Source organism: Phenylobacterium sp., from assembly GCF_036723115.1.
Taxonomy (GTDB): domain Bacteria; phylum Pseudomonadota; class Alphaproteobacteria; order Caulobacterales; family Caulobacteraceae; genus Phenylobacterium.
In genome coordinates this window covers 1-22,648 of sequence record NZ_DAIMHV010000028.1, presented here as the reverse complement: position 1 = coordinate 22,648, position 22,648 = coordinate 1, and the positions used below count along the sequence as shown (strand labels likewise).

Annotated in this window: 17 protein-coding genes; 9 read left to right on the top strand and 8 right to left on the bottom strand. The window is 70.2% G+C overall.

Translation table 11 applies throughout. The features are described from left to right. Nucleotides 1-206: 206 nt before the first annotated feature. From V7D28_RS05185 to V7D28_RS05170, 4 genes are all read right to left on the bottom strand, one after another. Entirely contained in the window at nucleotides 207-1,436 is a 1,230-nt protein-coding gene (locus V7D28_RS05185) for a glycosyltransferase (protein WP_333586299.1), read from the bottom strand. Continuing rightward, complete coding sequence (locus V7D28_RS05180) at nucleotides 1,433-3,664, bottom strand: hypothetical protein (RefSeq protein WP_333586298.1); 2,232 nt, start codon at nucleotides 3,662-3,664, stop codon at nucleotides 1,433-1,435. The genes V7D28_RS05185 and V7D28_RS05180 overlap by 4 nt, the downstream gene beginning before the upstream one ends. 207 nt (nucleotides 3,665-3,871) lie before the next feature. Continuing rightward, nucleotides 3,872-4,627: an ABC transporter ATP-binding protein gene (locus tag V7D28_RS05175; RefSeq protein WP_333586297.1), complete on the bottom strand. Its 756-nt coding sequence runs from the start codon at nucleotides 4,625-4,627 to the stop codon at nucleotides 3,872-3,874. After that, complete coding sequence (locus tag V7D28_RS05170; RefSeq protein WP_333586296.1) at nucleotides 4,624-5,457, bottom strand: ABC transporter permease; 834 nt, start codon at nucleotides 5,455-5,457, stop codon at nucleotides 4,624-4,626. The genes V7D28_RS05175 and V7D28_RS05170 overlap by 4 nt, the downstream gene beginning before the upstream one ends. A gap of 180 nt (nucleotides 5,458-5,637) precedes the next feature. On the opposite strand from V7D28_RS05170, the gene V7D28_RS05165 reads away from it, so the two are divergent. The 4 genes from V7D28_RS05165 (at nucleotide 5,638) to V7D28_RS05150 (ending at nucleotide 9,220) form a co-directional block, all read left to right on the top strand. Beyond that, nucleotides 5,638-6,675, top strand: coding sequence for a glycosyltransferase family 2 protein (locus tag V7D28_RS05165; protein WP_333586295.1), 1,038 nt, complete (start codon nucleotides 5,638-5,640; stop codon nucleotides 6,673-6,675). Next, a complete protein-coding gene (locus tag V7D28_RS05160) occupies nucleotides 6,672-7,037 on the top strand; it encodes an EamA family transporter (RefSeq protein ID WP_333586294.1) in 366 nt (121 codons plus the stop codon). Before V7D28_RS05165 ends, V7D28_RS05160 begins: the two co-directional genes overlap by 4 nt. A gap of 78 nt (nucleotides 7,038-7,115) precedes the next feature. Then, nucleotides 7,116-8,516 carry a hypothetical protein gene (locus V7D28_RS05155; RefSeq protein WP_333586293.1) on the top strand — a complete coding sequence of 467 codons (1,401 nt, stop codon included), beginning with the start codon at nucleotides 7,116-7,118 and terminating at the stop codon, nucleotides 8,514-8,516. Next, on the top strand, nucleotides 8,513-9,220 hold the full coding sequence (locus V7D28_RS05150; RefSeq protein ID WP_333586292.1) for a hypothetical protein: 708 nt from the start codon (nucleotides 8,513-8,515) through the stop codon (nucleotides 9,218-9,220). The genes V7D28_RS05155 and V7D28_RS05150 overlap by 4 nt, the downstream gene beginning before the upstream one ends. An 18-nt stretch (nucleotides 9,221-9,238) precedes the next feature. On the opposite strand, the gene V7D28_RS05145 is transcribed toward V7D28_RS05150, so the two are convergent. Genes V7D28_RS05145 through V7D28_RS05135 form a run of 3 tightly spaced genes read right to left on the bottom strand, consistent with a single transcriptional unit; the run spans nucleotide 9,239 to nucleotide 14,627 of the window. Beyond that, nucleotides 9,239-10,393: a glycosyltransferase family 4 protein gene (locus V7D28_RS05145; RefSeq protein ID WP_333586291.1), complete on the bottom strand. Its 1,155-nt coding sequence runs from the start codon at nucleotides 10,391-10,393 to the stop codon at nucleotides 9,239-9,241. Continuing rightward, the gene (locus tag V7D28_RS05140) at nucleotides 10,390-13,575 is read right to left on the bottom strand and encodes a glycoside hydrolase family 99-like domain-containing protein (RefSeq protein ID WP_333586290.1); all 3,186 of its coding nucleotides are present in this window, start codon (nucleotides 13,573-13,575) and stop codon (nucleotides 10,390-10,392) included. Before V7D28_RS05140 ends, V7D28_RS05145 begins: the two co-directional genes overlap by 4 nt. Nucleotides 13,576-13,589: 14 nt before the next feature. Next, entirely contained in the window at nucleotides 13,590-14,627 is a 1,038-nt protein-coding gene (locus V7D28_RS05135; RefSeq protein ID WP_333586289.1) for a sulfotransferase family protein, read from the bottom strand. 130 nt (nucleotides 14,628-14,757) lie between these two features. Between V7D28_RS05135 and V7D28_RS05130 the strand changes: the two genes are divergently transcribed. From V7D28_RS05130 to V7D28_RS05120, 3 genes are read left to right on the top strand one after another with little or no spacing between them, the layout of a single operon-like run. Further along, nucleotides 14,758-16,749 (top strand): hypothetical protein, encoded by a 1,992-nt coding sequence (locus V7D28_RS05130; RefSeq protein ID WP_333586288.1) that lies wholly within the window; start codon nucleotides 14,758-14,760, stop codon nucleotides 16,747-16,749. Further along, nucleotides 16,746-17,792, top strand: a complete 1,047-nt coding sequence (locus V7D28_RS05125; protein ID WP_333586287.1) for a hypothetical protein — start codon at nucleotides 16,746-16,748, stop codon at nucleotides 17,790-17,792. Before V7D28_RS05130 ends, V7D28_RS05125 begins: the two co-directional genes overlap by 4 nt. Beyond that, nucleotides 17,789-19,006, top strand: coding sequence for a hypothetical protein (locus V7D28_RS05120; protein ID WP_333586286.1), 1,218 nt, complete (start codon nucleotides 17,789-17,791; stop codon nucleotides 19,004-19,006). The genes V7D28_RS05125 and V7D28_RS05120 overlap by 4 nt, the downstream gene beginning before the upstream one ends. A 5-nt stretch (nucleotides 19,007-19,011) precedes the next feature. Here the strand turns inward: V7D28_RS05120 and V7D28_RS05115 are convergent, their stop codons facing one another. Beyond that, nucleotides 19,012-19,779 carry a DUF6270 domain-containing protein gene (locus V7D28_RS05115; RefSeq protein WP_333586285.1) on the bottom strand — a complete coding sequence of 256 codons (768 nt, stop codon included), beginning with the start codon at nucleotides 19,777-19,779 and terminating at the stop codon, nucleotides 19,012-19,014. A 156-nt stretch (nucleotides 19,780-19,935) separates the two neighbouring features. Between V7D28_RS05115 and V7D28_RS05110 the strand changes: the two genes are divergently transcribed. Continuing rightward, on the top strand, nucleotides 19,936-21,663 hold the full coding sequence (locus tag V7D28_RS05110; RefSeq protein WP_333586284.1) for a type I secretion system permease/ATPase: 1,728 nt from the start codon (nucleotides 19,936-19,938) through the stop codon (nucleotides 21,661-21,663). Continuing rightward, nucleotides 21,660-22,648: hypothetical protein (locus V7D28_RS05105; protein ID WP_333586283.1), on the top strand; the 989-nt coding region annotated here is incomplete at its 3' end. The genes V7D28_RS05110 and V7D28_RS05105, both read left to right, overlap by 4 nt.

Here is a 22,648-nt window from a genome sequence, read left to right as displayed (position 1 = left end):
GGGCCGGCGGCCGGCTGAGGGTCGGGGGGCGATGCGGTGTCGGTCAAATCATCCCCCTTGCGCGGCCCTTTACGGCCGTCGAACGGCGCCTGATGTCGGCCCTGGTTTAGCGCCGGCCCGGAAGCGTGGCCAGACGCTGATGAGGCCCATCCGGCCCAACCCCTGGCCTGCGCCGTGGTTCCCCGCACGGGGGCTGGGGCGGGGTCTCAGCCCGCCCGGGCCGCGCGCAGGGCCGCCTGCTTCACGGCGTCGGGGAGGGTGGTGAACCAGGCCTGGGGGGACAGGCGCTCGGCCGCCCGACGACGGCCCGCCCGGGCCAGGGTCTCGCGCAGGGCCGGCTGGTCGCGCAAGGCGCGCAGGGCCAGGGCTGCGGCCTCCAGGTCGGGCTCGCTCCAGGTCTGGCCGCGATAGATCCCCTGGGCGTCCTCCACCGGAACCGCGCGGCCGGGGACCAGAAGGGCGACGGTGTCGTCCAGGAAATCGGCGGGGCCTGAGCCCGCCGTGGCCAGGACGGGGGTTCCCAGGGCCAGGGCCTCGGCAGGCGTCAGGCCGAAGCCCTCGGCCCGGTGCAGGGAGATCAGCACGTCGGCGCCGGCGATGAGCGCCTTGACCGCCTCATAGTCCCAGGTCTCGTCGATCAGCCGGACCCTCGGACCGATGGCTGCGGCGGCGGCCTGCAGGTCGGCCAGGGCCTGGGGATGGCGCGCTCCGTTCTGCGTCTTCACCGTCAGCCGCGCGCCAGCCTCGTTCCCGAAGGCGCGCGCGAAGGCTTCCAGCGCGCCAAGCGGGTTCTTTCGCGCCGCCGAGGAGTTGAAGTCGAAGAGGGTGAGCGCCTCGAAGGCAGCCTCCCGCGGGCGGGGACGCACCTGGGCGTAGTCTTCCAGGAACAGGGGATGGGGCACGACCCGCACCGGCGCCCTGGCCCCCGTCAGGGCGCGGGCCACATAGCGGCTCGGCGCCCAGACCTCGTCCACCAGGGCGGCGTCCTTGAGCCAGAGGGGCGGGGCCTTGGGCAGCTCCCAGGCCCAATAGGCGTAGCGCGGCCCCACCAGGCGCTGCGGACCCATATGGCCCAGCATGGCCAGCAGTTCGGGCGCATTGAGATGGAAGATCCAGGCCGAGGCCGGGCCAGGCGCAGGACCGGCCGGCCGCCAGGTCAGCGCCGCCCCGGCCGCCTCCACCCGCTCCACGGGCGCGCCCAGGGCCTCGAAGGCGCGCGCCGCCAGACGCGCCGAGGCGCCGATGCCATGGCTGGCCGAAAAATAGCCGACGATCTTCAGCGGTCCGCCCGCCTGGCCGTCGGCGCCGTGGGCCGCCCGGGCCTGGCGGCGCACATGGGCCTCCAGCAGGGGCGAGATCAGCGGCTGGGCCAGACGGCGGACGGGCTCCGGGGCCAGGCGCCGCCAGACCGTGCTCAACGCCGCCATCCCGCTCATCGACAGATCAGACCCGCCAGCTGCGCCTGGAGCGGGGCCTCGGCCGAGAGCAGGCGCACCACCCGCGGCGTCGGATGTTCGGGCATGCGGTCGCTCCAGACCTCGTCGACGAAGCCCCAGGCGGGATGATCGCCGGGCAGGTCCTTCAGCGCCGAGGCGGGCCAGGCGCCGGCCACATGGTCCCACCGCGCCTGCTGGCTCAGCAGCGCCACCGTGTCGGCCGGGGCGAACTGCGGGCCGGTGGCCAGGACCAGCAGGTCGGCCTGGGCTGCGCCCACGGGGCCGCCATCGGGATGGACCAGGCGGGCGGCGCCGGCGTCGAAGACAAGCGCGCCTTCGGGCCAGTGCGCCATGTCCGGGGTTCGCCGCTCCACCGCCACGATGGCCGCGGCCTTGGCGGGACGCGTCTCGCCCGCCGGTCGCGGGGGGCGGTTGCGCAGGCTCAGGCGCGTGGCGGCGAAGACGGCGCGGTTGCGGAGGCTCTCGGGCAGGCCGGCCATCTCGATGTCGTATTCGGCCAGACCGCCGCCCAGCAGCCATCTCAGCAGGCCCAGGCGTCCAGACGCCCGGTGGATGGGATAGCGGCGCTGAAGGTCGGCCCGGCTCTCCCAGATCCACAGCAGCATGCGCGGAAAGGGGAAGGGGCCGCCCAGGCTGCTGACCGGCCGGTCTCCGTCGCCACGGACCATCTGCAGCAGTTCGGGCGACCAGCCGGCCCGGACGCCGACGCCGTAGCCGGCCGATAGACGCAGTTTCAACGCCGTGGGCGCCTGGCCAGGGGCATGGGCGAAGCGGGCGGCGCTCATCAGCGCCTCGCCCCCTTGAGCCAGCCTTCGCAGATCGCCGGGATTCAGCAGGGCGGGGGAAAAGCGCCCGGCCTGCGCCTCCGGCCCGGCCAGCCAGGCGAACAGACCCGTCTCGGCGGCTTCGGAAAACCGGGCGCGCAGATCAGAGCGTGCGCTCCACAGGGCGGCCAGGGGGCGGGGCAGGGCGCCTTCGGCCGGTTCGGCCAACCAGGCGGCCACGTCGCGGGCCTCTCCGGTCCAGGGCGCGTCGGCCTGCGGCCAGGGGGCGGGCGTCCTCTGGGCCTGACGCCAGTGGGCGAGCAGCCGCTCGGCCGCCTGTCGGGAGGCGGCTTCGGTCTCGGGGCGATCGCAGAACCAGGCGTGCAGCGCCAGCCGGTCGCCGAGGTCGGCGCGGTCGAACCGCGCCGCCGCCCAGGGGTCGTCGCGCCAGGCCTGGTCCATTTCCCGGCTGATGTCGGGCAGGCCGGGCGCGCTGGCCAAGGGCTCGGCGCCATCCATCCAGGCCTCCACCGCCGCCGTCAGGCCCGCCTCGAAGCCCTCGCCCTCGCGGGCGGCGCGCAGGGCACGGCGGCGCATGGCCGGGGTCACCCGCCGGCCCGAAGGGAAACGGCCATAGGCATAGGGGATCAGGCTCGCCCGTCCGTGCCCGTTCTCCAGCAGGGCCTCGGCATAGTCGGCCAGCAGTTCGGCCAGGGGCGAGCCGGGCGGGGTGACGATGCGATCCTGATGTTTCGACAGGGCCGCAGGGCTCTTGGGGTCGAAGCCCGAGAAGTGGAAGAAGCCCAGGGGCTGGCCGTTCACCTGCCAGCCGGCGCCGCCGCGGGTCAGGGTCCGCCCCTCCAGATTCCAATAGGCGGTGTTCAGTCCCGGATCGCGCAGGACCGCCAGGTCGCTGACCAGCCCGGGCGCCAGGTCCATCCACTTCTGGTCGGTGAACAGGCCGTGCCGGAAATCCACCCGGCAGTCAAAGCGGCACTTGTCCGCCCACCAGTCCAGGAGGGCGAAGATCTCCGCCTCCCGCCGGGCGGCCATGAAGCCGAGGTTGAACCCGCCGGAGGTCAGGATGGTGAGGTCGTTGGGCGAAGCCTCCCCCGCCAGGGGGCGGGTCAGGTGGGGGATGAGGGCCAGGGGCGCACGCGCCAGGGCGCTGCGGACCTGGGCCAGGGGGGCGTAGACGCAGATGTCCGGGTCCAGATAGGTGACCGACCCCACCCCCGGCTCGGCCAGAAGCTGACGAAAGGCATGGGGTTTGATGGCGGTGTTCAGCTCCAGGGCGTCGTAATAGACGCTCATGGCGGACAGGGGCGCGCCGGTCTCCGCCGCCGGAAGGACGCGGGCCAGACCCTCCAGCTCCGGAATCGGGCCGTCGGCGGCCACCACCACCCGTCGGATGTCGGGTTCGACCTGGGCCAGGCTGCGCATCAGCACCGCGGCCTGGGCGGCGTAGTTGCGCGAGACGATGGTGAAGACGGTGTCCAGGGTCCGCTCCCGACCTGCGGCCTGTTCTGGCCTTGGTGACTTGTCCTGCCCTTGGCGACCTGGCCAGGTCGTCCGCAGGACTGTCTAGAAGGAAGAGCCGATCCGGCCCGCGCGCCCTGGTCTAACAGCCAGCCGCCCAGACCCGCAATCTCAGGCGGCGTTCAGCAGTTCGTCGATCCGGCGGATGTCCTTGACCTCCGAGGCCACGCCGCCCTCCAGGCGCATCACCTTGTTGCAATAGAGGCGCAGCAGTTCGTGGTCATGCGAGGCCAGGACCAGGATGCCGGCCCGTTCCACCAGGCCCAGCAGACGCTTGTGGGCCAGCTGCTTGAAGTCGGAATCCCCCACGGAGATCCATTCGTCCATGAGCAGGACGTCGGCCTCCACGGCGGTGGAGACCGCAAAGGCCAGGCGCGCCTGCATGCCCGCCGAATAGGTCTTCATGGGCATGGCCAGGAAGGGGCCAAGGCCGCTGAAGGCGGCGATCTCGTCCATCTTCTCGTCGATCTCGCGCGACGTCATGCCGGCGATGCGGCCCCGCAGGCGAATATTGTCCACCCCGGTGGCCGAAGGGTCGATGCCCAGCGACAGGTCCAGCAGGGCGGCGATGCGGCCGCACACCTCGATCTGGCCCTCGTCGGGCTCGTAGGCGCCCGACAGCGCCCGCAGGAGCGTGGTCTTGCCTGAACCGTTGTGCCCGATGAGGCCCAGCCGGTCGCCGGCCTTCAGGTTGAGATTGAGATGGGACAGGGCGGTCACTTCGGTGGCGCCGGTGTTGGACGCGCCCAGGCGCCCGCCCACCGTGACCCGGGCCAGGTTCTTCTTCAGAGACTTGGCGTCGATCCCGTAGACGGGGAAGCGCAGGGTTAGGTCGGTGACAGTGACCGAGGCGGCGGTGGCGGTCATAGGTAGTGCACGATCCGGCGTCGGGTCATGGCGAACAGCCAGAAGGTCAGGCTCCAGCCCGCCAGCGCCATCACGATGAGGACGCCGTAGGACAGGGGATCCACCGTCTCGCCCAGCAGCGGCGCGCGGATGGCTGTCAGCATGTGATAGAAGGGGTTCAGGGTCAGGAAGGCGTGGCGCTCAGGAAAGGCGTCGGGCTTCCAGAAGACCGGCGTCATGAAGATGGCGAACTGCATCACCGACATGACGAACTGCGGGATGTCCCGGAAGCGCGCCGAGGCGATCCCCACCAGCATGCTGATCCAGGCCAGGTTGATCACGGTGAGCGCCAGTCCGGCCAGGGCCAGCAACGGGTTCGCCTGGCGCCACAGGCCGAACACCAGCAGGACGCCGATGATGATCACCAGGTGGTGGGCCAGGTTGATCAGATTCCGCAGCACGGTCCGCCAGACGAAGGCGAACATGGGCAGGGAGGTCTGGCTCAACATCTTGGCCGCCTGGACGAAGGTCTCGCAGCCTTCGTTCACCGTGCCCGACATCAGGCCGAAAAAGACGATGCCCATGGCCACGAACGGCATGAACTCGGTGACCGAGATGCCGAACAGGCGCGCATACAGAAGCCCGATCCCCAGCACCATGAGGCCCATGGAGATGGTTATCCAGAAGGGGCCGAGGATCGAACCGCGATAGCGGGACACCACGTCGTGCCAGGCCAGCGACCAGGCCAGGCCGCGACGATCCCACGAGGCGGCGAGGTCCCGGAAGGCCATGCTGAACTCGAACAGCGGACCCCGCCGTCCAGTCCTCAGCATGTGTTGGGCGGATTCCATAGGGTCTCCCTGGGCGAGCGCCGCTGGTATCAGGTGCAATTTTGCGGCGCAAGCATGGCGCCGGAGGCGGACCTTTGCAGCGCGCGAGCGTCGTGTTAGCCCGGCCCCGACGGGCGAAGCCCAAGACTCGGAAGGCCTAACCCGATGTCATCGACCGATCCGCCCATGCGACCCCCTTCCGTGAGCGCGCCCGACGGCGCCGACCCGGCCCTGGCCGCCGCGGGCGTCTGGCTGGTCATTCCCTGCTATCGGGTGGTGGATCATATCCTGACCGTGATCGCGCGCGCCCCACCCTGGGTGGAGGGGATCGTCTGCGTCGATGACGCCTGTCCGGCCGGCTCGGGCGATTTCATCGCCGCCAACAACACCGATCCCCGCGTGCGCCTGCTCCGCCTGGCGGAGAATCAGGGCGTGGGCGGCGCCACGCTCGCCGGATACGAGGAGGCCGCCCGGCTGGGGGGCCGCATCCTGGTCAAGGTGGACGGCGACGACCAGATGGACCTCACCTATCTGCCGCAGCTGGTGGCCCCCATCCTGCTGGGCGAGGCCGACTATGCCAAGGGCAACCGGTTCACCTCGCTGAACCACCTTCAGTCCATGCCCGGCGTGCGGGTGTTCGGCAATGCGGGTCTGAGCTTCCTGGCCAAGGTCTCCACCGGCTACTGGAACGTGTTCGACCCCACCAACGGCTTTACGGCCATCGAGGCCAGCGTCGCGCGGCTGGTGGCCCAGAAGAAGGTGGCCCGGCGGTTCTTCTTCGAAACCGACCTGCTGTACCACCTGGGCACCCTGAGGGCGGTGGTCCGGGATGTCCCCATGCCCGCCCGCTATGGCGACGAGGAAAGCAATCTGAAGATCACCCAGGTGGTGGGTTCCTTCGCCTGGCGGCACCTGCGCAACTTCGTGCGCCGGGTGCTGGGCCAGTATTTCGTGCGCGACTTCCACATCGCCACCCTGGAGCTGGTCTTCGGGGCGAGCTTCCTGGCCTTCGGCGGCGCCTACGCCCTGCACTGGATCGCCGTGCGCGAACCGGGCCAGGCCGCTTCGGCCGGCGTGGTGATGATGGCCGCCCTGCCGGTGATCATCGGCGTGCAGCTGCTGCTGCAGGCCATGAACTTCGATGTGTTCAATGTGCCGACCCGGCCGATCCATCCCTATCTGCGGACCCTGGAGCGGATCGAGGCCGACGCCGAGGCCGCTCAGCGGGAGGACGCATGAGCCCCAAGGACATGCTTCTCTGCGCCGGCGTCGCGCTGGCCCTGCCCCTCGGCCAGGTGATGTTCAAGTGGGCGGCGGTTTATCACGCCAGGCTCGAGGGCGCGCTGGTGTGGCGACTGGCGCAGAACGTCCCGCTGATGGGCGCCTTCGTCTGGTACAGCCTGACGGCGCTCCTTTGGTTCTATGTGCTGACGCGGGTGCCGCTGTCCCAGGCCTATCCGTTCTCCATTCTGGGCTCGGCCCTGGTGCCGGTGTTCGCCGCGGTGCTCTTTCGTGAACAGCTCACCTGGCCCGCCGTCTTCGGCTACGCCCTGATGCTCAGCGGCTTCCTGCTCGTCATGCGCAGCCAGGCCTCGGCCTGAGCGGTCGCCGTCCTGAGGGGCAGGCCTTTACGCCCGCCCCGCCCCCGGCCTATCCCTCTGCAAACGGGGGAATGTGGGATGATTCAGCTGCCGCGGCCGGCCTTCTCGCCGGGACAGGCCATGGGCGCAGCCCTGATGGCCGGCTATGTGCTGATGCTGGCCCTGAACCTGCCGGGTCACCTGTCCTACGACTCCATCGTCCAGCTTTATGAGGGGCGCTTCGGGGCCCAGGTCACCTGGGCGCCGGCCTTCTATTCCTGGATCCTTGGGGCGTTCGACTCCGTCTCGCCGGGGGTTTCGCTCTATCTGGCCTTCAGCGCCTTCCTGGCCACCGGCGCCCTCATGGGCCTGCGCGGCCTGCGCCCCAGGGTCAGCTGGGCCAGCGCCATTCTCGCCGCCCTGCTGGTCTTCACCCCCACCCTGCTGGTCTATCAGGGTGTGGTCTGGAAGGATGTCTTCTTCGCCAATCTGGCCTTGGCGGGATTTGTCTGCCTGGCCCACGCTGCCCGCCTGTGGGAGCGACCGCGCCGGCCGTGGCTGTTTCTGATCGGGGCGCTCCTGGCCTTCGCCGCCGCCGCCCAGGCCCGCCAGAACGGGATCATCGTCACGGTCTTCGCCGCCGCCGCCCTGGCCTGGATGGCCCGGGGGCGGGGATGGCGTTCGGCCCTGGCCTGGGGCCTCGGCGGCTTCGTCGCCGTCCTGGCGGCCACCGCCCTGCTGGGCCTCCTGACCCAGCCCCGGGGGGAGGCGCCGGACACCCGCGGCGACCGGGGCCTGCGCATCATCCTGCACTACGACATCGTCGGCGCGGCGGCGGCCAAGCCGGGCCTTCCGCTCAACGAGGTGCGGGCCGCCAACCCGGCCGCCGAGCAGGCCGTGCGGGTTCTGGCCGAGAGCCTCTATTCCCCTGAGCGGGTGGACTTCATCGGCCAGGACAAGGTTCTGGGGCCGCTGCTGTGGCGGCTGCCCGACGAGGTGATCGTGGCCCAGTGGCGGCAGATCGTCACCCGGCATCCCGACGCCTATCTGGAGCATCGCTGGAAGGTGTTCACCTGGGTCTTCGCCACCCCGGCCATTGATTCCTGTCTTCCGGTGTTCGTCGGCGTGGCGGGCTCGCCCGAGATGGCCGCGGCGCTCGGGATTCAGGAGGGGATGGAGCCGCCCGACAGGGCGCTCTACAACTATGTCACCTGGTTCCTGGACACGCCGCTCTATTCCCACGTCTTCTACGCCCTGATCGCCGGGGTCTGTCTGGTCCTGCTGGTGCGACGTCGGGAGGGCGCCGACATGGTGGTGGCCGCGCTCCTGGCCTCGGCCCTGGCCTTCGCCGGCAGCTTCGCGGCCATCTCCCTGGCCTGCGACTACCGCTATCTTTACTTCCTGGATCTGGCGGCGCTGGCGGGCCTTCTCTATGTGGTCATGGACCCGCCGCTGGGGCGCCCGAAGCGCTGGACCCGGCCGCGCTGGAGACGCCCATGAGAGCCCCGGCCTCGTTCGCCATCCTGCTGGTCCTCGCCCTGGGCGCCTGCGATGAGCCTCGGCCGCGGGAACAGAAGCTCAATCCTCGGCCAGAGCCCCTGTCGGCGGAGCTCATAACGCCGCCCGCCCGCTCCGCGGAGGGCGCAGAGGCGCGCGCCGGCGCCTTCGGCTGGGACGCCGAGGCCGGCGTCTTTCTACAGGGGGAGGCGCGGCTCCAGGCGGGCCGCCTCTGGACCTTCGACGGCAGCACCGACGGCTTCGTGCTGGCCGGCGGCCAGGTCGGCCCCGCCGAGCCCGCGGGCCTGGCCCTGGCGCTGACCGCCTTTGATCCGATCCTGCGCAGCCCCAGCGGCCTGGCCCTCGACGGGGCCCGTTACAGCCTGGTGCTGGTCCGCCTGACCCGGGTGGTGCGAGGCTCGGCCTGGGACGGCTCGCTCTATTACAGCACCGCCGACCACGGGGAATCCGCCGGATATACCGCCACACCGTTCCAGGGCGCCGATCCGGCCGTGAACGAGACGGTGATCCTGGCCTATGACATGCGCCAGCCGCGGACCGGGGGCGCCGACTGGTCCACCTCGCTTATCGACCAGATCCGCCTGGACCTGGACGATGAGGCCGGCGGCGAATTCATCATCCATCAGATCGCTGTCGCCGAGCCCCTCGCCGACACCCCGCCCCCCAGCCTGCGCCCGGCGTCTTAGGCGCCGGCCGGGCGCCCGTCAGGCCTCGGCCAGGGCCAGGAGGCGGTCGGCGGCCTCCAGCCCCACCGCCCGGGCGCTGAACCGGGCGGAGATCTTCCGCCTCGCCAGGGCCGCCCGCCGCCGGGCCTCCGCGGGATCATCGAGGATCGCCTCAAGCTGCCGACCCGCCTCTTCCACGTCAGGCTCGGCCCAGACCTGGCCCTCCCCGAAGGGATAGGCGTCCGGCGGGGTGGGCGTGAGCGCATAGGGGACCAGCCAGGCGCAGCTCTCGTCCATGAAATCCATATTGCCCGACCAGCCGGTGGCGAGCACCGGCGTGCCCAGAGCCATGGCCTCGGCCATGCCGCGCCCGAATCCCTCGGAGCGGTGAAGCGAGATGAACACGTCAGCGCAACGGATCAGGTTCTTGACCTCGTTGTCGGTCATGTCGTGGCTGATGGTCTGGACGCGGTCGCCAAGGCTCGCGATCCTGGCCTGCAGCGCATGGCGGGCCGGATCTTTCGGGTCGCCGCCCTTGAACTTGATCACCAGGTGCAGCGGCGCCCGCGGCCTGCGCCGCAGCAGATCCTCCACCACCTGAAGCACCGCCTGGGGGTTCTTGCGGCTGGCGAAGGATGAGAAGTCGAAGGCGAACAGGGCCACGAAGGCGTGCTCGGGGATGCCGAACCGGCGCCGGCCGAGAAAGGTCGACAGCTTGAGGTCCACGGCCAGGGGAATGCGCGCCACCGGCCGGCCCGTCGCGCGGGCGAGACCGTCCTGCACGAAACTCGACGGCGCCCAGATTTCGTCAAAGGCCGCCAGCCGCCTCGCCCAGACCTCGGGATAGTCCGGAAGCTCCCAGGCCGGGAAGATGATGTTGCGCGCCTTGGCGAACCGCTCGGCTGGGAGTTGGTCCATGACGGTCTCGATCTCGTCGCCATTGACGCAAAAGAGGTTGATCCGCTCCGACAGGCTAACGGTGACCCGGGGGCCGAAGCGCTGTTCCAGGTCGTGGTCCTGGCCCCGGCGCCGCCCAAAGACGTCCAGCACCGCCGGATCCAGGCCGACCGCGGCCAGAGCCTGCACGGTGGAGCGCAGGTGCTCGCCCATGCCGATGGGGCTGAAGGGGTGGCCCACCACCACAAGGTCCTCGCGACCCAGTCGCCGTCCGTCAGGGCGCGCGCGCCCGCTCACGTCTTCGGCTCCAGCAAATGGGCGTCGGCGGCGTTGCGCAGGGCTTCCAGCCAGCCGTGGCCAAACCTGACGTCCGGTTCCAGATGGGCGCCCTCGGCCCATTCGTTCCAGGCGTTGATGAAGACGATCCGCTCGTCCCCAAAGTTCTGCCGGCGGGTCTCGGCCATCATGGCCTCGGTCCAGGCCTGGAAGGCGCCGGGGGTCGCATGGTGGAACACATAGGCGCGGTCCTGGCGCCGGGGGGTGTTGTCCCACGAAGGGGCGACCCCGCGGAACCGCTGGTGACCCGGCGTTGGGGCGGCGAAGTAGCGGCGCACCATGTCGCGATAGTCGCTCACCACGCCTTCGAAATTGCGATTATAGAGCGGACCCGGCGGGCTGATGGGCCGGGCTGCGCCCATCGGGGGAAACTCGATGGCCGCGTCGAAGCCGATGCTGTGGGGATCGGGGTAGGTCCCGGCCACGTCGAAGGTCTCCACCTGCGCCAGATAGATCTGCCCCAGACCAAGCCGCCTGGCCTCGTCGCGCCAGGCCTGCGCCCAGGCGCCGGGGTCGGGCAGCAGGCCTGGCCGATAGATGACCACCAGCGGGGCGCCGTTGATGCGGATGTAGTTCGGGCGGGCCAGCAGAGGCGCCATATCGGCGATCAGGGCCGCGGCGTCCCCTGGCGCATAGGTCTGCGCCAGCAGCACGTCGGCTTCCTGGCCGTCCCAGGTCCGCGTCCAGTTCTCATTGGCCCAGCAGACGCAGAACGGCAGGCTGGGCGCGGCCTCGGCCAGCAGGTGCTCCAGCGGCCGCTCCAGGACCCGACGTCCCCCAGAGAACCAGTAGTAGTAGTAGCAGAAGCCCCCCAGGCCATAGCGCGCCGCCAGCTCCGCCTGGCGCGCCAGCGCCGAGGGATCCGACAGATCGTAGAAGCCCAGGTCGGCCGGACGGTGGGGCTGGTAGTGGCCCCGATAATTGGGCAGGGCGCGGGTGACATTGGTCCACTCGGTGAACCCCTTGCCCCACCAGCGGTCATTCTCCGGCACGGCATGGAACTGCGGAAGATGGAAAGCGATGGTTCGGACCTGGTTCAACGCCTCCAGCGCCTCGCCCCAGCGCTCCACGAACCGTTGCTGGTTCCGGGTGGCCAGGCGCTGCTTGTAGGTGGCGCTGATCGCGTCGGCGGTGACGCTGAGATGGTGCACGATCACCGAGGCGGGCTCGTACATGATCCGCAAGCCGCGCTGACGCAGGCGGAAGCAGAGGTCGGCATCCTCGCAATAGGCGGGTGCAAAGGCGGTGTCGAAGCCGCCCAGGGCGTTGAAGTCGTCGCGTCGCACCGCCAGGCAGGCGCCCGAGGCGTAGTCCACCTGTCGGGCCACGTTCCATCGGGGTTGGTCCGGGTCCTCAAAGAGGCCGATCATCTCGCTGGAGCCGTCGCGATTGATGCGCGCGCCGGCTTCCTGGAGCCGGCCGTCGGGGAACAGCATCTTGGGCGCCGCAGCCCCCACGGCCGGGTCGGTCAGTTGGTCGATCAGGGGCGCCAGCCAGCCCCCCTGGACCTGAACGTCGTTGTTCAGGAAGACCAGCACCCGTCCGAGCGCGGCTTCCGCGGCCCGGTTGCAGGTGCGGATGAAGCCCAGATTCTCGGTGTTGCAGATGAGCCGAAGGCCCTGGACGCCGGCGAGAACCCGCGGGGATTCGTCCTCAGACGCATCGTCCACCACGATGACCTCGGCCTGGTCCAGCCCGCCCGCTCCGGCCAGGGCGCTCAGGCACTCCAGCGTGTAGCGCAGGTTGTTATAGGCCGGGATGATGATTGAGACCGCCGGCTCGTCGGAGGTCCGAAGGCTCAGGCCCGCGGCGATACGGCTCAGATCGCCTTTCAGCGAGACCATCGGCGGCGGCGTGGGCGCAAAGCCCCGGAGCCGTTCGGCCTGGGTTTCGCGCCAGGCGGCGGCCAGCTCCTCATAGGCCTGGGTGTCATAGGCCGCAGGATCGGCCTGGGTGGCGCGCCGGCGCAGCTCGTCGAACAGGGCCGACGCCCCTTGGCCCCCGCTCAGGCCCAGGGGGGGCGGCGCATCCCCTCCCGTCCTCGCCTGATGCTCCAGGCTGGTCCAGCCGCTCTCGAGCGCATCGGGATGAGCCGTCAGATATGCGCCCTCGTCGAAGTCGGGCGCCGGCCACAACCCCTCCCAGGCCCCGCGAAGCAGATAGTCGCTGAGGGGGTCACGCCCTGAGGCCAGGTCCTGGACCTGGTCGAGATAGTAGGGGGTGTCGAAGCTCGGGCAGGGTCGCCTACGTTCGCGCGCGCCGAACCGGACGAAGTGGGCCAGCGGGTTGGCGCCCGGCCCCCGGCTGTCGCGGCCCTGGGCCTCGTACCAGGCCGAGTGGAAGAGGGGGTGGGGATCGCGGCCTTCGGCGGCCCCGCCGCACACATAGTCGAGCAGGGGCGCGGCCCCATGCACGGCGGCTTCCGGATATCGGGCGAGGTACCAGTCGTTGGCGAACAGAGGGTGCGGATCCAGGCCCTGCCGCCAGCCGCGTGTCAGATAGTGGATCAGCGGATTCTCGCCGGTGACCGCCACCTCCTCGCACTGACCCACATAGTGGCGCAGATCAAACAGGGGATGCGGATCGAGGCCCTCGGCGGCCCCGGTCAGGACGAAGTGCTGAAGGACGGTCAGTCCGCTCGCCGGCAATGAAGAACCGGCGCGCAGCCGGTAGTCGGCGACCGACACCAGTGGATGGGGATCGCGCCCCTGGCCGTCTCCCAGGACGAGATAGTGGGCCAGCGGCGCCCAGCGCGAGCCGGCGATCTCCGGAGCCTGCGCCAGATAGGCCGCCTGGTCGAACAGGGCCTTGGGTCGGGCGGAGGCGTCGGGTCCTGCGGCCACATAGTCGGCCAGTCCTCGAGGGCGGGCGACGTCGAGGCCCAGGCCCTGGGTCTGGTCCGCGCGCCAGACTCCGGCGGCGGCGATCAACGCCATGCGGCCCGGCTGCTTGCCCCGTCCCAGAAGGCGGGCCCAGCGCATGGCGAGATGGGGGAAGAGGGATCGCCGCCGCCGTTGGGCGCAGACATCGAGATATCGTCGCCAGCGGTCGGCGGCGATCGCCTCGGTCTTCAGCCGCTGCGCCCGGCGGCTGGCGAGGAGGGCTTCGGCCGCGCGGGCCGTGGTGTCATCGGTGGGGGCCAAGGCGTGCTCCAGCCTCAGGCTTCGCCCAGCAGATCGTCCAGGGCGGCGTTCAACTGGGCTTCTGCGCTTTCGAGCCGGGCCGCCCGTTCGATCGCCTCGGTGAGCCTCGTCTGCTCATAGGCGGCGAGTTGGCGGGTCTCCAGAAGCTCGTAGCGGGCGAGGTCGAGGTCGGAGGTGACCGGGGAGACCAGACATCCCACGGAGGACTTCAGGTCGGCGAGCTTCGCGGCCGCCTCATCCAGCAGGCCAGGATCGGGGGCGGCGCCTGCACAGGCCTCCATCATCCAGCCGTGGACCTGGGCCGCCAGCGGGCCGGCCAGGGGCACGCCCGCCAGATCGCCGTCCGCCTGGTTGTGGCGCAGTTCGCGCGTCAGGAAGCTGTCGATCGCCGTCTCGATCCTCGCCGAGCGCTCCGGCAGGAATCGGCCCAGTTCCGCATCGACCCGGTCAAGCTCGGCCCGCCAGTCGCTCAACAGGGCGTCATAGGCCACGAACGCTCGCCGCCGACCCCGGCTGTGCCGTTCAGCGGCCAGCATATAGGCGCTCCAGACCAGCAGGGACTTCTCCAGGGGAAAGCCGTTCCGCTTGGCCAGGGAGCCGGCCACTTCGAGGGGATGGCGCACCGGGATCGCCGCGCAGGCCTCCAGCCCCAGGTCGGCGATGGCGGTCAGCCAGAGCGGCGCCAGAACCGTGACCCGCGGATCCTTCATCAGCGGCCGGGAAACCGAGCCGAACTCCTCTTCGAAGAGGTCGGTGGCGCGGGTGATCCAGCGCCGCTCCTCCCGGGGGGGCAGCGGCGCATAGGGATGCACGAAGGGATCGTCCCAGGCGCTGCGCCCGGCGCGCAGGCGCTGGTCGTTGAACATCGCGATGCGCCAGGGTTCGAAATAGCCCTTGGCGTTGTGTTCGTCGCCCGGCATCACGTTCTGGGGCAGGTCGCAGCCGGCCAGGGCCAGCACCTGGGTCAAGGCCGAGGTGCCCGATCGGTGCATGCCCAGGACGAGCACCGCCGTCCGCCCCGGGGCCGGGGCGGCGGAGACACCGTCGGTCATCTGGCTTTCGGCGCGGCTCACCCTTCGTGCTGTATGGTGGGACGCCACGGGCTGCAAGCGGCGAAAGCCACGGTTGATCACCCCCGCCATCTGATGCACACAGCCCACGGCCTCAGACAGGGAGCCCCCCATGGCCCTTGCGGCTCCGTCCGCCTCCGAACTCGCCCTTACCGCCACCGCGCTCGACCCGGACTTCTATCTCGGCGTCTATGACGACGTGGCGGAGGCGGGGATCGACCCGGTGCAGCACTATGTCCATGGGGGATGGCGCGAGGGACGCGATCCCGCGCCCTGGTTCTCCACCAGCCTCTATCTGGCGGAAAACCCCGATATCGCGGCCTTGGGTCTCAATCCGTTCGCCCACTACCTGGCCCACGGCGAGGCCGAGGCCCGACCGGTCCGGCCCTCGGCCAAGGCCGGGACGCATCTGCGTCGCAAGGCGGCGTCCCCGCGCGCGCCCTGGCGTTATCACACCCCGCCTGCGCCTGAACCGGTGGCGCCCCTGGCGATTCAGGCCCGGACGCCGCCCGCTGGCGAAGCCGTCCTGTCCGCGGCGCGGGCGGTCATCGAATCGGAGTTCGATGGTCGTTATTATCTGTCTGAGAATCCGGATGTTGCGGCGAGCGGGGTTGATCCGCTGACGCATTTTCTGGAGGCGGGCTGCGGGGAGGGTCGTGATCCTGCGCCGTGGTTTTCGGTGCGGGACTATCTTGAGCTGAACCCGGACGTGGCGGCGGCGGGGATGAACCCGTTCGTGCATTATGTGCAGGCGGGTCGGGCCGAGGGTCGCCCGGCGCGTCTGGATCTGGGGTTTCGCCACCGGATCATTGCGGATCTTCCCAGCCTGTCGGAGCGGCTGGCCGAGGCGGCCCGGCACGACAAGCCCTGCGTGCTCGGGACGGCCGAGATCCTGACCGAGGCCTTGTCGCAGACGCGTTCGGGCCTTTCGAAGCTGCATCTCACCGTCAGCCATGACGACTACACCGCCAATCTCGGCGGGGTGCAGCTCTGTCTGCAGCGGGAGGCGGCCGCGGCCGAGGCGGAGGGCTTTGACCACCTGCACCTCTTCCCGCTCCATTCCCGTCCCATGCTGCGGCGACCGGGCGAGGCCTCGCCCCTGGGGGTGATCTGGAATGGTCGGACCCTGGGAGGGTTCGAGCCCCAGGTGGTGGCGGGCGCGGTGGCCGCGCGTCTGGCCGGGACGGCGGTGCAGGAGCCCTGCCTGGCGATCCACAGCCTGTTGGGGCACAGCCTGGACGACGTGCTGGCGGTGATCGCCGCGGCGGGTCTGAAGGGCGGCTGGTTCTGGGTGCATGACTTCGCCGCGGCGTGCGCCAGCTATCACCTGCTGCGCAATGACGTGGCCGACTGCGGGGCGCCGCCGCCGGAGAGCCAGGCCTGCGCCCTGTGCGTCTATGGGGAGGCTCGCAGCTTCCACAGGGCCGAGCACCACCGCCTGTTCGAGGCCCTGGAACTGAGTGTGGCGGCCCCCAGCGCGGTGGCCCTGGAGACCTGGCTGCGCGGGGCGGGCCTCAATCCCCGGCGCAGCGTGGTGGCCCCCCTGGCCGAGATCACCCCCCGGGCGAGGCCGCAGCCGGCTCCTGAGCCGCTGGCCGCGGCCGAGGGGCCGTTCCGGTTCGCCTTCCCGGGCCTGCCTGGCACGCTCAAGGGCTGGCCTGTGTTCCGCGAGCTGGTGCTGCGGTTCGCCGACGATCCGCGCTACCGGTTCCTGCACCTGGGCCGCGACGCCACCGGCCTGCCGGCGGCGTTCCACCGGGTGGCGGTCAGCGCCGACCAACCCCAGGCCATGCGCCAGATGATCGAGGATCAGGCGGTGGACGCGGTTCTCGTCTGGTCCCTGTGCCGGGAGACCTTCTCCTTCACCACCCATGAGGCCGCTGCGGCCGGGGCCGCGGTGCTGACCGGTCCCGACAGCGGCAATGTGGCGGCCTTCGTCCAGGCCACGGGCCAGGGCCTGGTCCTGCCTGACGAGGCGGCCCTGTTCGAGCTCTTCGCCAGCGGGGCGGTGCTGGACCTGGCCCGGACCCGGCGCGGGGCGCAGAGCCAGGAGCTGAGCTTCAGCCGCCTCACCTTCGATCTGGCCGCGGAGGACCCCGCGTGAAGGTGCTCGTCTATTCCAGCTTCACCTTCTCCTATCTGAACCGGGCCCGGGTGCTCTATTCCACCCTGCGGCGCTTCCATCCGGACTGGGAGCTGGTGGCCCTGATCACCGATGAGCCGCCGGCGGGCTTCGCCTTCGATCCGGCCGCCGAACCCTTCGACCGGGTGGTGTGGGCCCAGGATCTGGGCATAGCCGACTTCCGCAAGTGGCTGTTCCGTCACGACGTGGTGGAGGTCTGCACGGCGGTGAAAGGCCCCTTCATCCACCAGGCCTGCGAGAGCGCCGACATCGTCATCTATCTGGATCCCGACACCGCCCTGCTGGCGCCCCTGGACCCGCTGGTCGAGATGCTGGGCCAGGACGAGATCCTGCTGACGCCCCATCTGGTCGATCCCAACACCGAGCGGACGGCCATCCTCGACAACGACCTGTCGGCCTCGCGCACGGGCATCTTCAATCTGGGCTTCGTGGCCATCCGGACCACGGGCGAAGGCGCGCGCTTCGCCCGCTGGTGGAACGATCGCCTGCTGGAATTCTGCTATGACGACATGCCCAAGGGCCTGTTCGTGGACCAGCGCTGGTGCGACCACGTCCCGGCCCTGTTCGACAGGGTGAAGGTGGTGCGTGACCCGGGCTATAATGTCGCCAGTTGGAATCTGTCCCAGCGTCGGGTGTCCATCGGCAAGGACGGGGCGGTGAGCGTCAACGGCCATCCCCTGCGGTTCTGGCACTTCACCAAGCTTGGGCCGACGGGGGACCTGATGACCAAGAAGTACGCCGGCGACAACTTCGAGGTCTATGAGATCTGGAACTGGTACAAGCGCCAGGTGGCCGCCGCCACCGACCCGGCCATCCCGGAGCGCTACTGGGCCTATGGCGCCTATGCCGACGGCGCCCCCATCGACAAGGCCCACCGCATCCTCTGGCGCGACAACCCGGACCTCCAGGCCCACTTCGATGACCCCTTCGCCACAGGCCCAGCCAGCTATCGCGCATGGCTCGCCGCAGAGGGCCGTCTGTCGGCCAAGGGAGGCGCAGCATGACCCCCGACGACGCCGGCGCCCCGCCGTCCGCCTCGCCCCTGCTGGAGAAGGTCGCCCGGGTGGCCGCCCGGCAGAGCGCCCTGGAGCGCCAGATCGTGGCGGCGGAGGCCGAGAGCGCCCTGGTGCGCACCCGGCTGTCCGGCGCGCTTCTGGCCAGCCTGAGGGCCAGGGACGCCGCGCGCCGGGAGGCCGAGGCCGCCCTCGTGGCCGCCCACCGCGCCGCCAGCCGGATCAACCCGCGGCGGCGAAACCGGCTGGCCCGGCGGATCGACAAGGCCCTGGGGCGCCTTGGCCGTCCTGGCCGTCTGCTGGTCCTGGCCCGCAGCGGTCTCTGGTCCGGCGAGTTGGGACGCCCGGCGGCCTGGCCCGGGCGAGCGCGGCGCATTCTTTCGCGCCTGCGTCAGGGACCCGCCGCCGAGCAGGCCGACGCCGCGGTTCTGGTGGACGCTGCAGGCTACCGCGCCCGATATCCTGATATCGCCTCCAGCGCGGTGGCGCCGGTGGCCCACTATCTTCTGTCGGGCGCCGAGGAAGGGCGGCTGGCCCACACCCTGTTCGACGCCGACTTCTACGCCGAGCAGAACGGCCAGGCGATGGGGGCTCTGGGCCTCTCAGCGCTGGAGCACTATGTGCGGGTCGGCGCGGCCACGGGACTTGACCCCCATCCCCTGTTCAGCGGCGACCACTATGTCTCACGCCGGCCGGACCTCGCCCTGGCCGGCGTCAATCCCCTGGTCCACTATCTGAGCATCGGTTGGCGCGAGGGGGTCAGTCCTCACCCGTTGTTCGACGTGGCCTATTATCGCAGCCAGATGGGCGCGGCGGCCCACCAGCGGCCGGCCTTGGCCCACTATCTGGAAGAGGGCTGGCGCCTGGGACTGAAGCCGCACCCGCTGTTCGATCCGGCCTGGTACCTGGCCCGCTATCCTGACGTGGCTCAGACCGGCCGCGAGCCCTTGACCCATTTCGTGCGCGCCGGCGCCGCCGAGGGACGTGACCCCAGCGGGTGGTTTTCCACCGCACATCACGTGGCCGCCCGAGGGGAGGCTCTGCCGCCGGGCCTCAACCCGCTGACGGACTATCTGAGCGGAGGGGCCTGGGCCGTGGATTCCGCCGGGCCGGGGCTGGTGACTCAAGCCTATCTGGCGGCCCATCCGGACATCGCCGCCCACGGGCTGACACCCCTGGAACACTGGGCGCGCACCGGCGGCTGAGCCCTTCAGATCCCCTGTTCGGCCAGCCCCCGCCGGATGTCGTCATAATAGGCGTCCACATAGTGGAAGGGGCTGAGGCCCCATCGGTGCGCCGGATCGGCCAGCCGGTGGGCCGGATCGGCGCTGACCACCACGGCCTGCGGAAACTGTTGCAGAAACCAGGCCTCGTACCGGGCCAGGAGGGCGTTGTGCGCGGCCAGGTCGGCCGGCGCCCCCGGCAGGATCTGCGGCTCGCCGGCCAGGGGGACGGGGCCCTGGTCGCCAGCCTGCAGGTGGGCCCAGCGGGCGCTGTGCAGGATGAGTTTCGCCTCCCGCAGGACCGTGGACTGCAGAATGAGCTTCAGCCTCAGGCAGGCTTCCCGCCAGGCTCGCTCGCAAGGCGCTGACAGCCGCGGGACCGGATGGGCCTTAGCCAGGGCCGGCGTCGTCAGATAACCCCCGACGGATAACTCCCAGCTGTGGGTGACCAGGGCGCCCGAGGCCAGGCGCAGCAGATCGAAGCGCTCGTCGATGAAGTCGAAGATGATGTGGCTCGGCCCATGGGCCACCAGTTGGGCGAGACCCGTCTTGCGCAGGTCGGTCTCCACCGCCTGGTGTTGATAGCGGGTCAGGCCTTCCGGCGGTTCGGCGCGGGAAACGTAATCGACAGGCCCCGACGAGGTCAGGCTGGCCAGGCTGGTGCGCGACACATAGAGCAGGTCCTTGGGCGCCTGATCTCTCAGGGGCCACAGGTCGCGGGTGATGCAGCTGCCGACGATGGCGACCTTGGCCATGACTTATCCGAGGGTCCCTCGCACTCTCTCGGGAGGGATAGCACACTCGCCCATAACGGCGCCGCCATTGACTTGGGGGGCGTCGCTCGTCATGTCTCGCGGCCTCTATCGCCCCAGTATGGCGGCTTGGATGGCTCCAACGGACGCCCGCACGAAATGAAGCTCCTCAATCCGTTCGCGTCCCTGCCGGACAATGTCCTGTCCCGCGCCTTGAAGGATGGGGCGACGCCCCTGGCCTTCGCCGCCGGCTTCAGCCTGATCAGCAACCTGCTCTATCTGGCCCTGCCGCTCTACACCTTCCAAATCTATGGACGGGTGCTGGCCAGCTACAGCGTGGCGACCCTGGTGGTCCTGACCGTGGGCGCCGTGGTGGTGTTTGTCATTTCCGGCATTCTGGACGAGCTGCGCACCCGGGTGCTGGTGAACTACGGCATCATGCTCGACCAGCGGGTCTCGAGCCACGTGTTCGCCGCCCTGTTCGACGCGGAGGCCAAGGGCCAGCCGAACGCCCGGTCCCAGGCCCTGCGGGATCTGGACGGATTCCGTCAGATCCTGACCGGATCGGTGTTCAGCGCGATCTTCGACCTGCCCTGGCTGCCCATCTTCCTGGGCATATTGTTCATCATCGATCCGCTGGTCGGGGTCATCACCCTCGTCGGGGCCGTGCTGCTCTTCGCGCTCGCCTGGATGCAGGACAAGCTGTCGCGGCCGCCGCTCCAGGAGGCCAATGAGGCAAGCCTCAAGGCCTACGCCTTCACTGACGCCACCCTGCGCAATGGCGAGGTGGTGCGCGCCATGGGGATGCTGCCGTCGCTGGGGGCGCGGTGGGCGGCCTTCCGGGCCAGGTCCATCGAGCGGGGCGCCTGGGCCACCCAGCGCTCCAGCGTCATGTCCAACCTGACCAAGTTCACCCGGATGGGCATCCAGATTCTGGTCATCGGGGCCGGCGCCTATCTCGTGGTCGAAGGCAAGATTCCGCCGGCTATGCTGTTCGCCAACATGATCCTGGCCAGCCGGGCCCTGCAGCCCATCGAGAAGGTCATCGGGGCGTGGGATGGCATCGTCAACGGCGGCCGCGCCTATGACCGGCTCAACATCCTCTTGAACAACTACAAGCCCGCCGCGCCGGGCACCGCCCTGCCGCGGCCGCTGGGCCAGCTCAGCATCGAAGGCGTCAGCTTCGCCCCGCCCGGCGCCGAGCGCTTTATCCTCCAGGGCCTGTCGTTCAAGATCACGCCGGGCGAGATGCTGGGCGTCATCGGCCCCTCTGGGGCGGGCAAGTCGAGCCTGGCGCGCCTGCTGGTGGGGGTCTGGCGGCCCAATGCCGGCCATGTGCGCCTGGACGGCGCCGACGTCTTCACCTGGAACCGCGCGGAGTTCGGCCGCCATGTGGGCTATCTGCCCCAGGACACCGAACTCTTCGCCGGCACCCTGCGCGACAATATCGCCCGGTTCCGCACCGATGTGACCGACGAGCAGGTGGTGGCCGCCGCCACCCTGGCCGACGTGCATCAGCTCATCCTGCGCCTGCCCAGGGGCTATGAGACCGAGCTCACCGAGGGCGGCCACATCCTGTCGGCCGGTCAGCGGCAGCGGGTGGGCCTGGCCCGCGCCCTGCTGGGCGATCCCAGCCTGCTGGTCCTCGACGAGCCCAACGCCAGCCTGGACGCCGAAGGCGAGGACGCCCTGCTGCAGGTGCTCGACACGATGAAGGCGCGCGGCGTGACCATCGTGGTCGTCTCGCACAAGCCCGGCATCCTGCGCGCGGCCGACAAGATGCTGGTGCTGCGCGAGGGCCGCGTGGAACTGTTCGGGCCGAAGGATGCGGTCATGGCCCGCTTCGCCCAGGCCGCCCCCCCTCGCCCGGTGGAGGCCGGCCGATGAAGTTCGATCTTGGTCCGCTCAGGCCCATCATGGGTCCGGTGAAGCCCATCGACCCCCATTTCGACGTGGGCGAGCCGAAGCCTGACGAGGATCTGCGCCGCCGCATGCTGCGGCCTGTGGTGATCGGCGCTGTGGTGGTGGCGGTCTTCGTGGTCGGCATGACCATCTGGGCGGCCTTCACCCAGATCAGCAGCGCGGCCGTCGCCCCGGCCGAGGTTCGCGTGGAGGCCAATCGCAAGACCCTGCGCCACCGGGAAGGCGGCGTCGTCGCCGAGATCCTGGTGCGCGAGGGCCAGCGCGTGGCGGCCAATGCGCCCCTGCTTCGGTTTGACGCGGTCCAGGCCGATTCGTCCGTGGACGTGCTGCAGAGCCAGCATGACGCGGTCCTGGCCCAGAGCGCCCGGTTCTCGGCCGAATCGGCGGGGGCTCGATCCCTGTCCTTCCCCGCGGACCTCACCTCGCGGATGAGCGATCCGCGGGTGGCCGGCCTGATCCGCGACCAGCAACTCCTGTTCACGTCGCGCCTGCAGTTTTTCGAGAGCCAGCAGGGCGTGCTCAACCAGCGGATCGACCAACTGGCCACCCAGATGGTGGGGGTCCAGGCCCAGATCGATTCGATCGACGAGCAGGTGGGCTATGTCCGAGAAGAGTTGGCGGGCTACCAGACCCTGTACGAAAAGGGTTACGCCCCGCGCACTCTGATCCTACGTTATGAGCGCAGCCTGGCCGAGCTGAACGGCCGGCGCGGCGCCCTGACCTCGGAACTGAACCGCCTGCGCCAGGCGCAGGGCGAAGCGCGGATGCAGCTCACCACCCTGCGCAACCAGCGGATCAGCGAAGCGGCCGAAGGGCTGCGCCAGATGCAGAATCAGCTGTCCGACGTGGGCCCCCGCCTGACGGCGGCCCAGCAGGTGCTGGATCGCACCGTGGTCCGCTCTCCGGTGGACGGCTATGTGCTCAACCTCACCCAGTTCACCGTGGGCGG

What these genes read in the sequence shown, in the direction of transcription:
- V7D28_RS05155 (WP_333586293.1), top strand. Translation starts at nt 7,116, where the DNA reads ATGATTCAGCTGCCGCGGCCGGCCTTCTCGCCGGGACAGGCCATGGGC.
- V7D28_RS05150 (WP_333586292.1), top strand. Translation starts at nt 8,513, where the DNA reads ATGAGAGCCCCGGCCTCGTTCGCCATCCTGCTGGTCCTCGCCCTGGGC.
- V7D28_RS05160 (WP_333586294.1), top strand. Translation starts at nt 6,672, where the DNA reads ATGAGCCCCAAGGACATGCTTCTCTGCGCCGGCGTCGCGCTGGCCCTG.
- V7D28_RS05120 (WP_333586286.1), top strand. Translation starts at nt 17,789, where the DNA reads ATGACCCCCGACGACGCCGGCGCCCCGCCGTCCGCCTCGCCCCTGCTG.
- V7D28_RS05110 (WP_333586284.1), top strand. Translation starts at nt 19,936, where the DNA reads ATGAAGCTCCTCAATCCGTTCGCGTCCCTGCCGGACAATGTCCTGTCC.
- V7D28_RS05185 (WP_333586299.1), bottom strand. Translation starts at nt 1,436, where the DNA reads ATGAGCGGGATGGCGGCGTTGAGCACGGTCTGGCGGCGCCTGGCCCCG.
- V7D28_RS05135 (WP_333586289.1), bottom strand. Translation starts at nt 14,627, where the DNA reads ATGACCGACGGTGTCTCCGCCGCCCCGGCCCCGGGGCGGACGGCGGTG.
- V7D28_RS05175 (WP_333586297.1), bottom strand. Translation starts at nt 4,627, where the DNA reads ATGACCGCCACCGCCGCCTCGGTCACTGTCACCGACCTAACCCTGCGC.
- V7D28_RS05170 (WP_333586296.1), bottom strand. Translation starts at nt 5,457, where the DNA reads ATGGAATCCGCCCAACACATGCTGAGGACTGGACGGCGGGGTCCGCTG.
- V7D28_RS05130 (WP_333586288.1), top strand. Translation starts at nt 14,758, where the DNA reads ATGGCCCTTGCGGCTCCGTCCGCCTCCGAACTCGCCCTTACCGCCACC.
- V7D28_RS05180 (WP_333586298.1), bottom strand. Translation starts at nt 3,664, where the DNA reads ATGCGCAGCCTGGCCCAGGTCGAACCCGACATCCGACGGGTGGTGGTG.
- V7D28_RS05115 (WP_333586285.1), bottom strand. Translation starts at nt 19,779, where the DNA reads ATGGCCAAGGTCGCCATCGTCGGCAGCTGCATCACCCGCGACCTGTGG.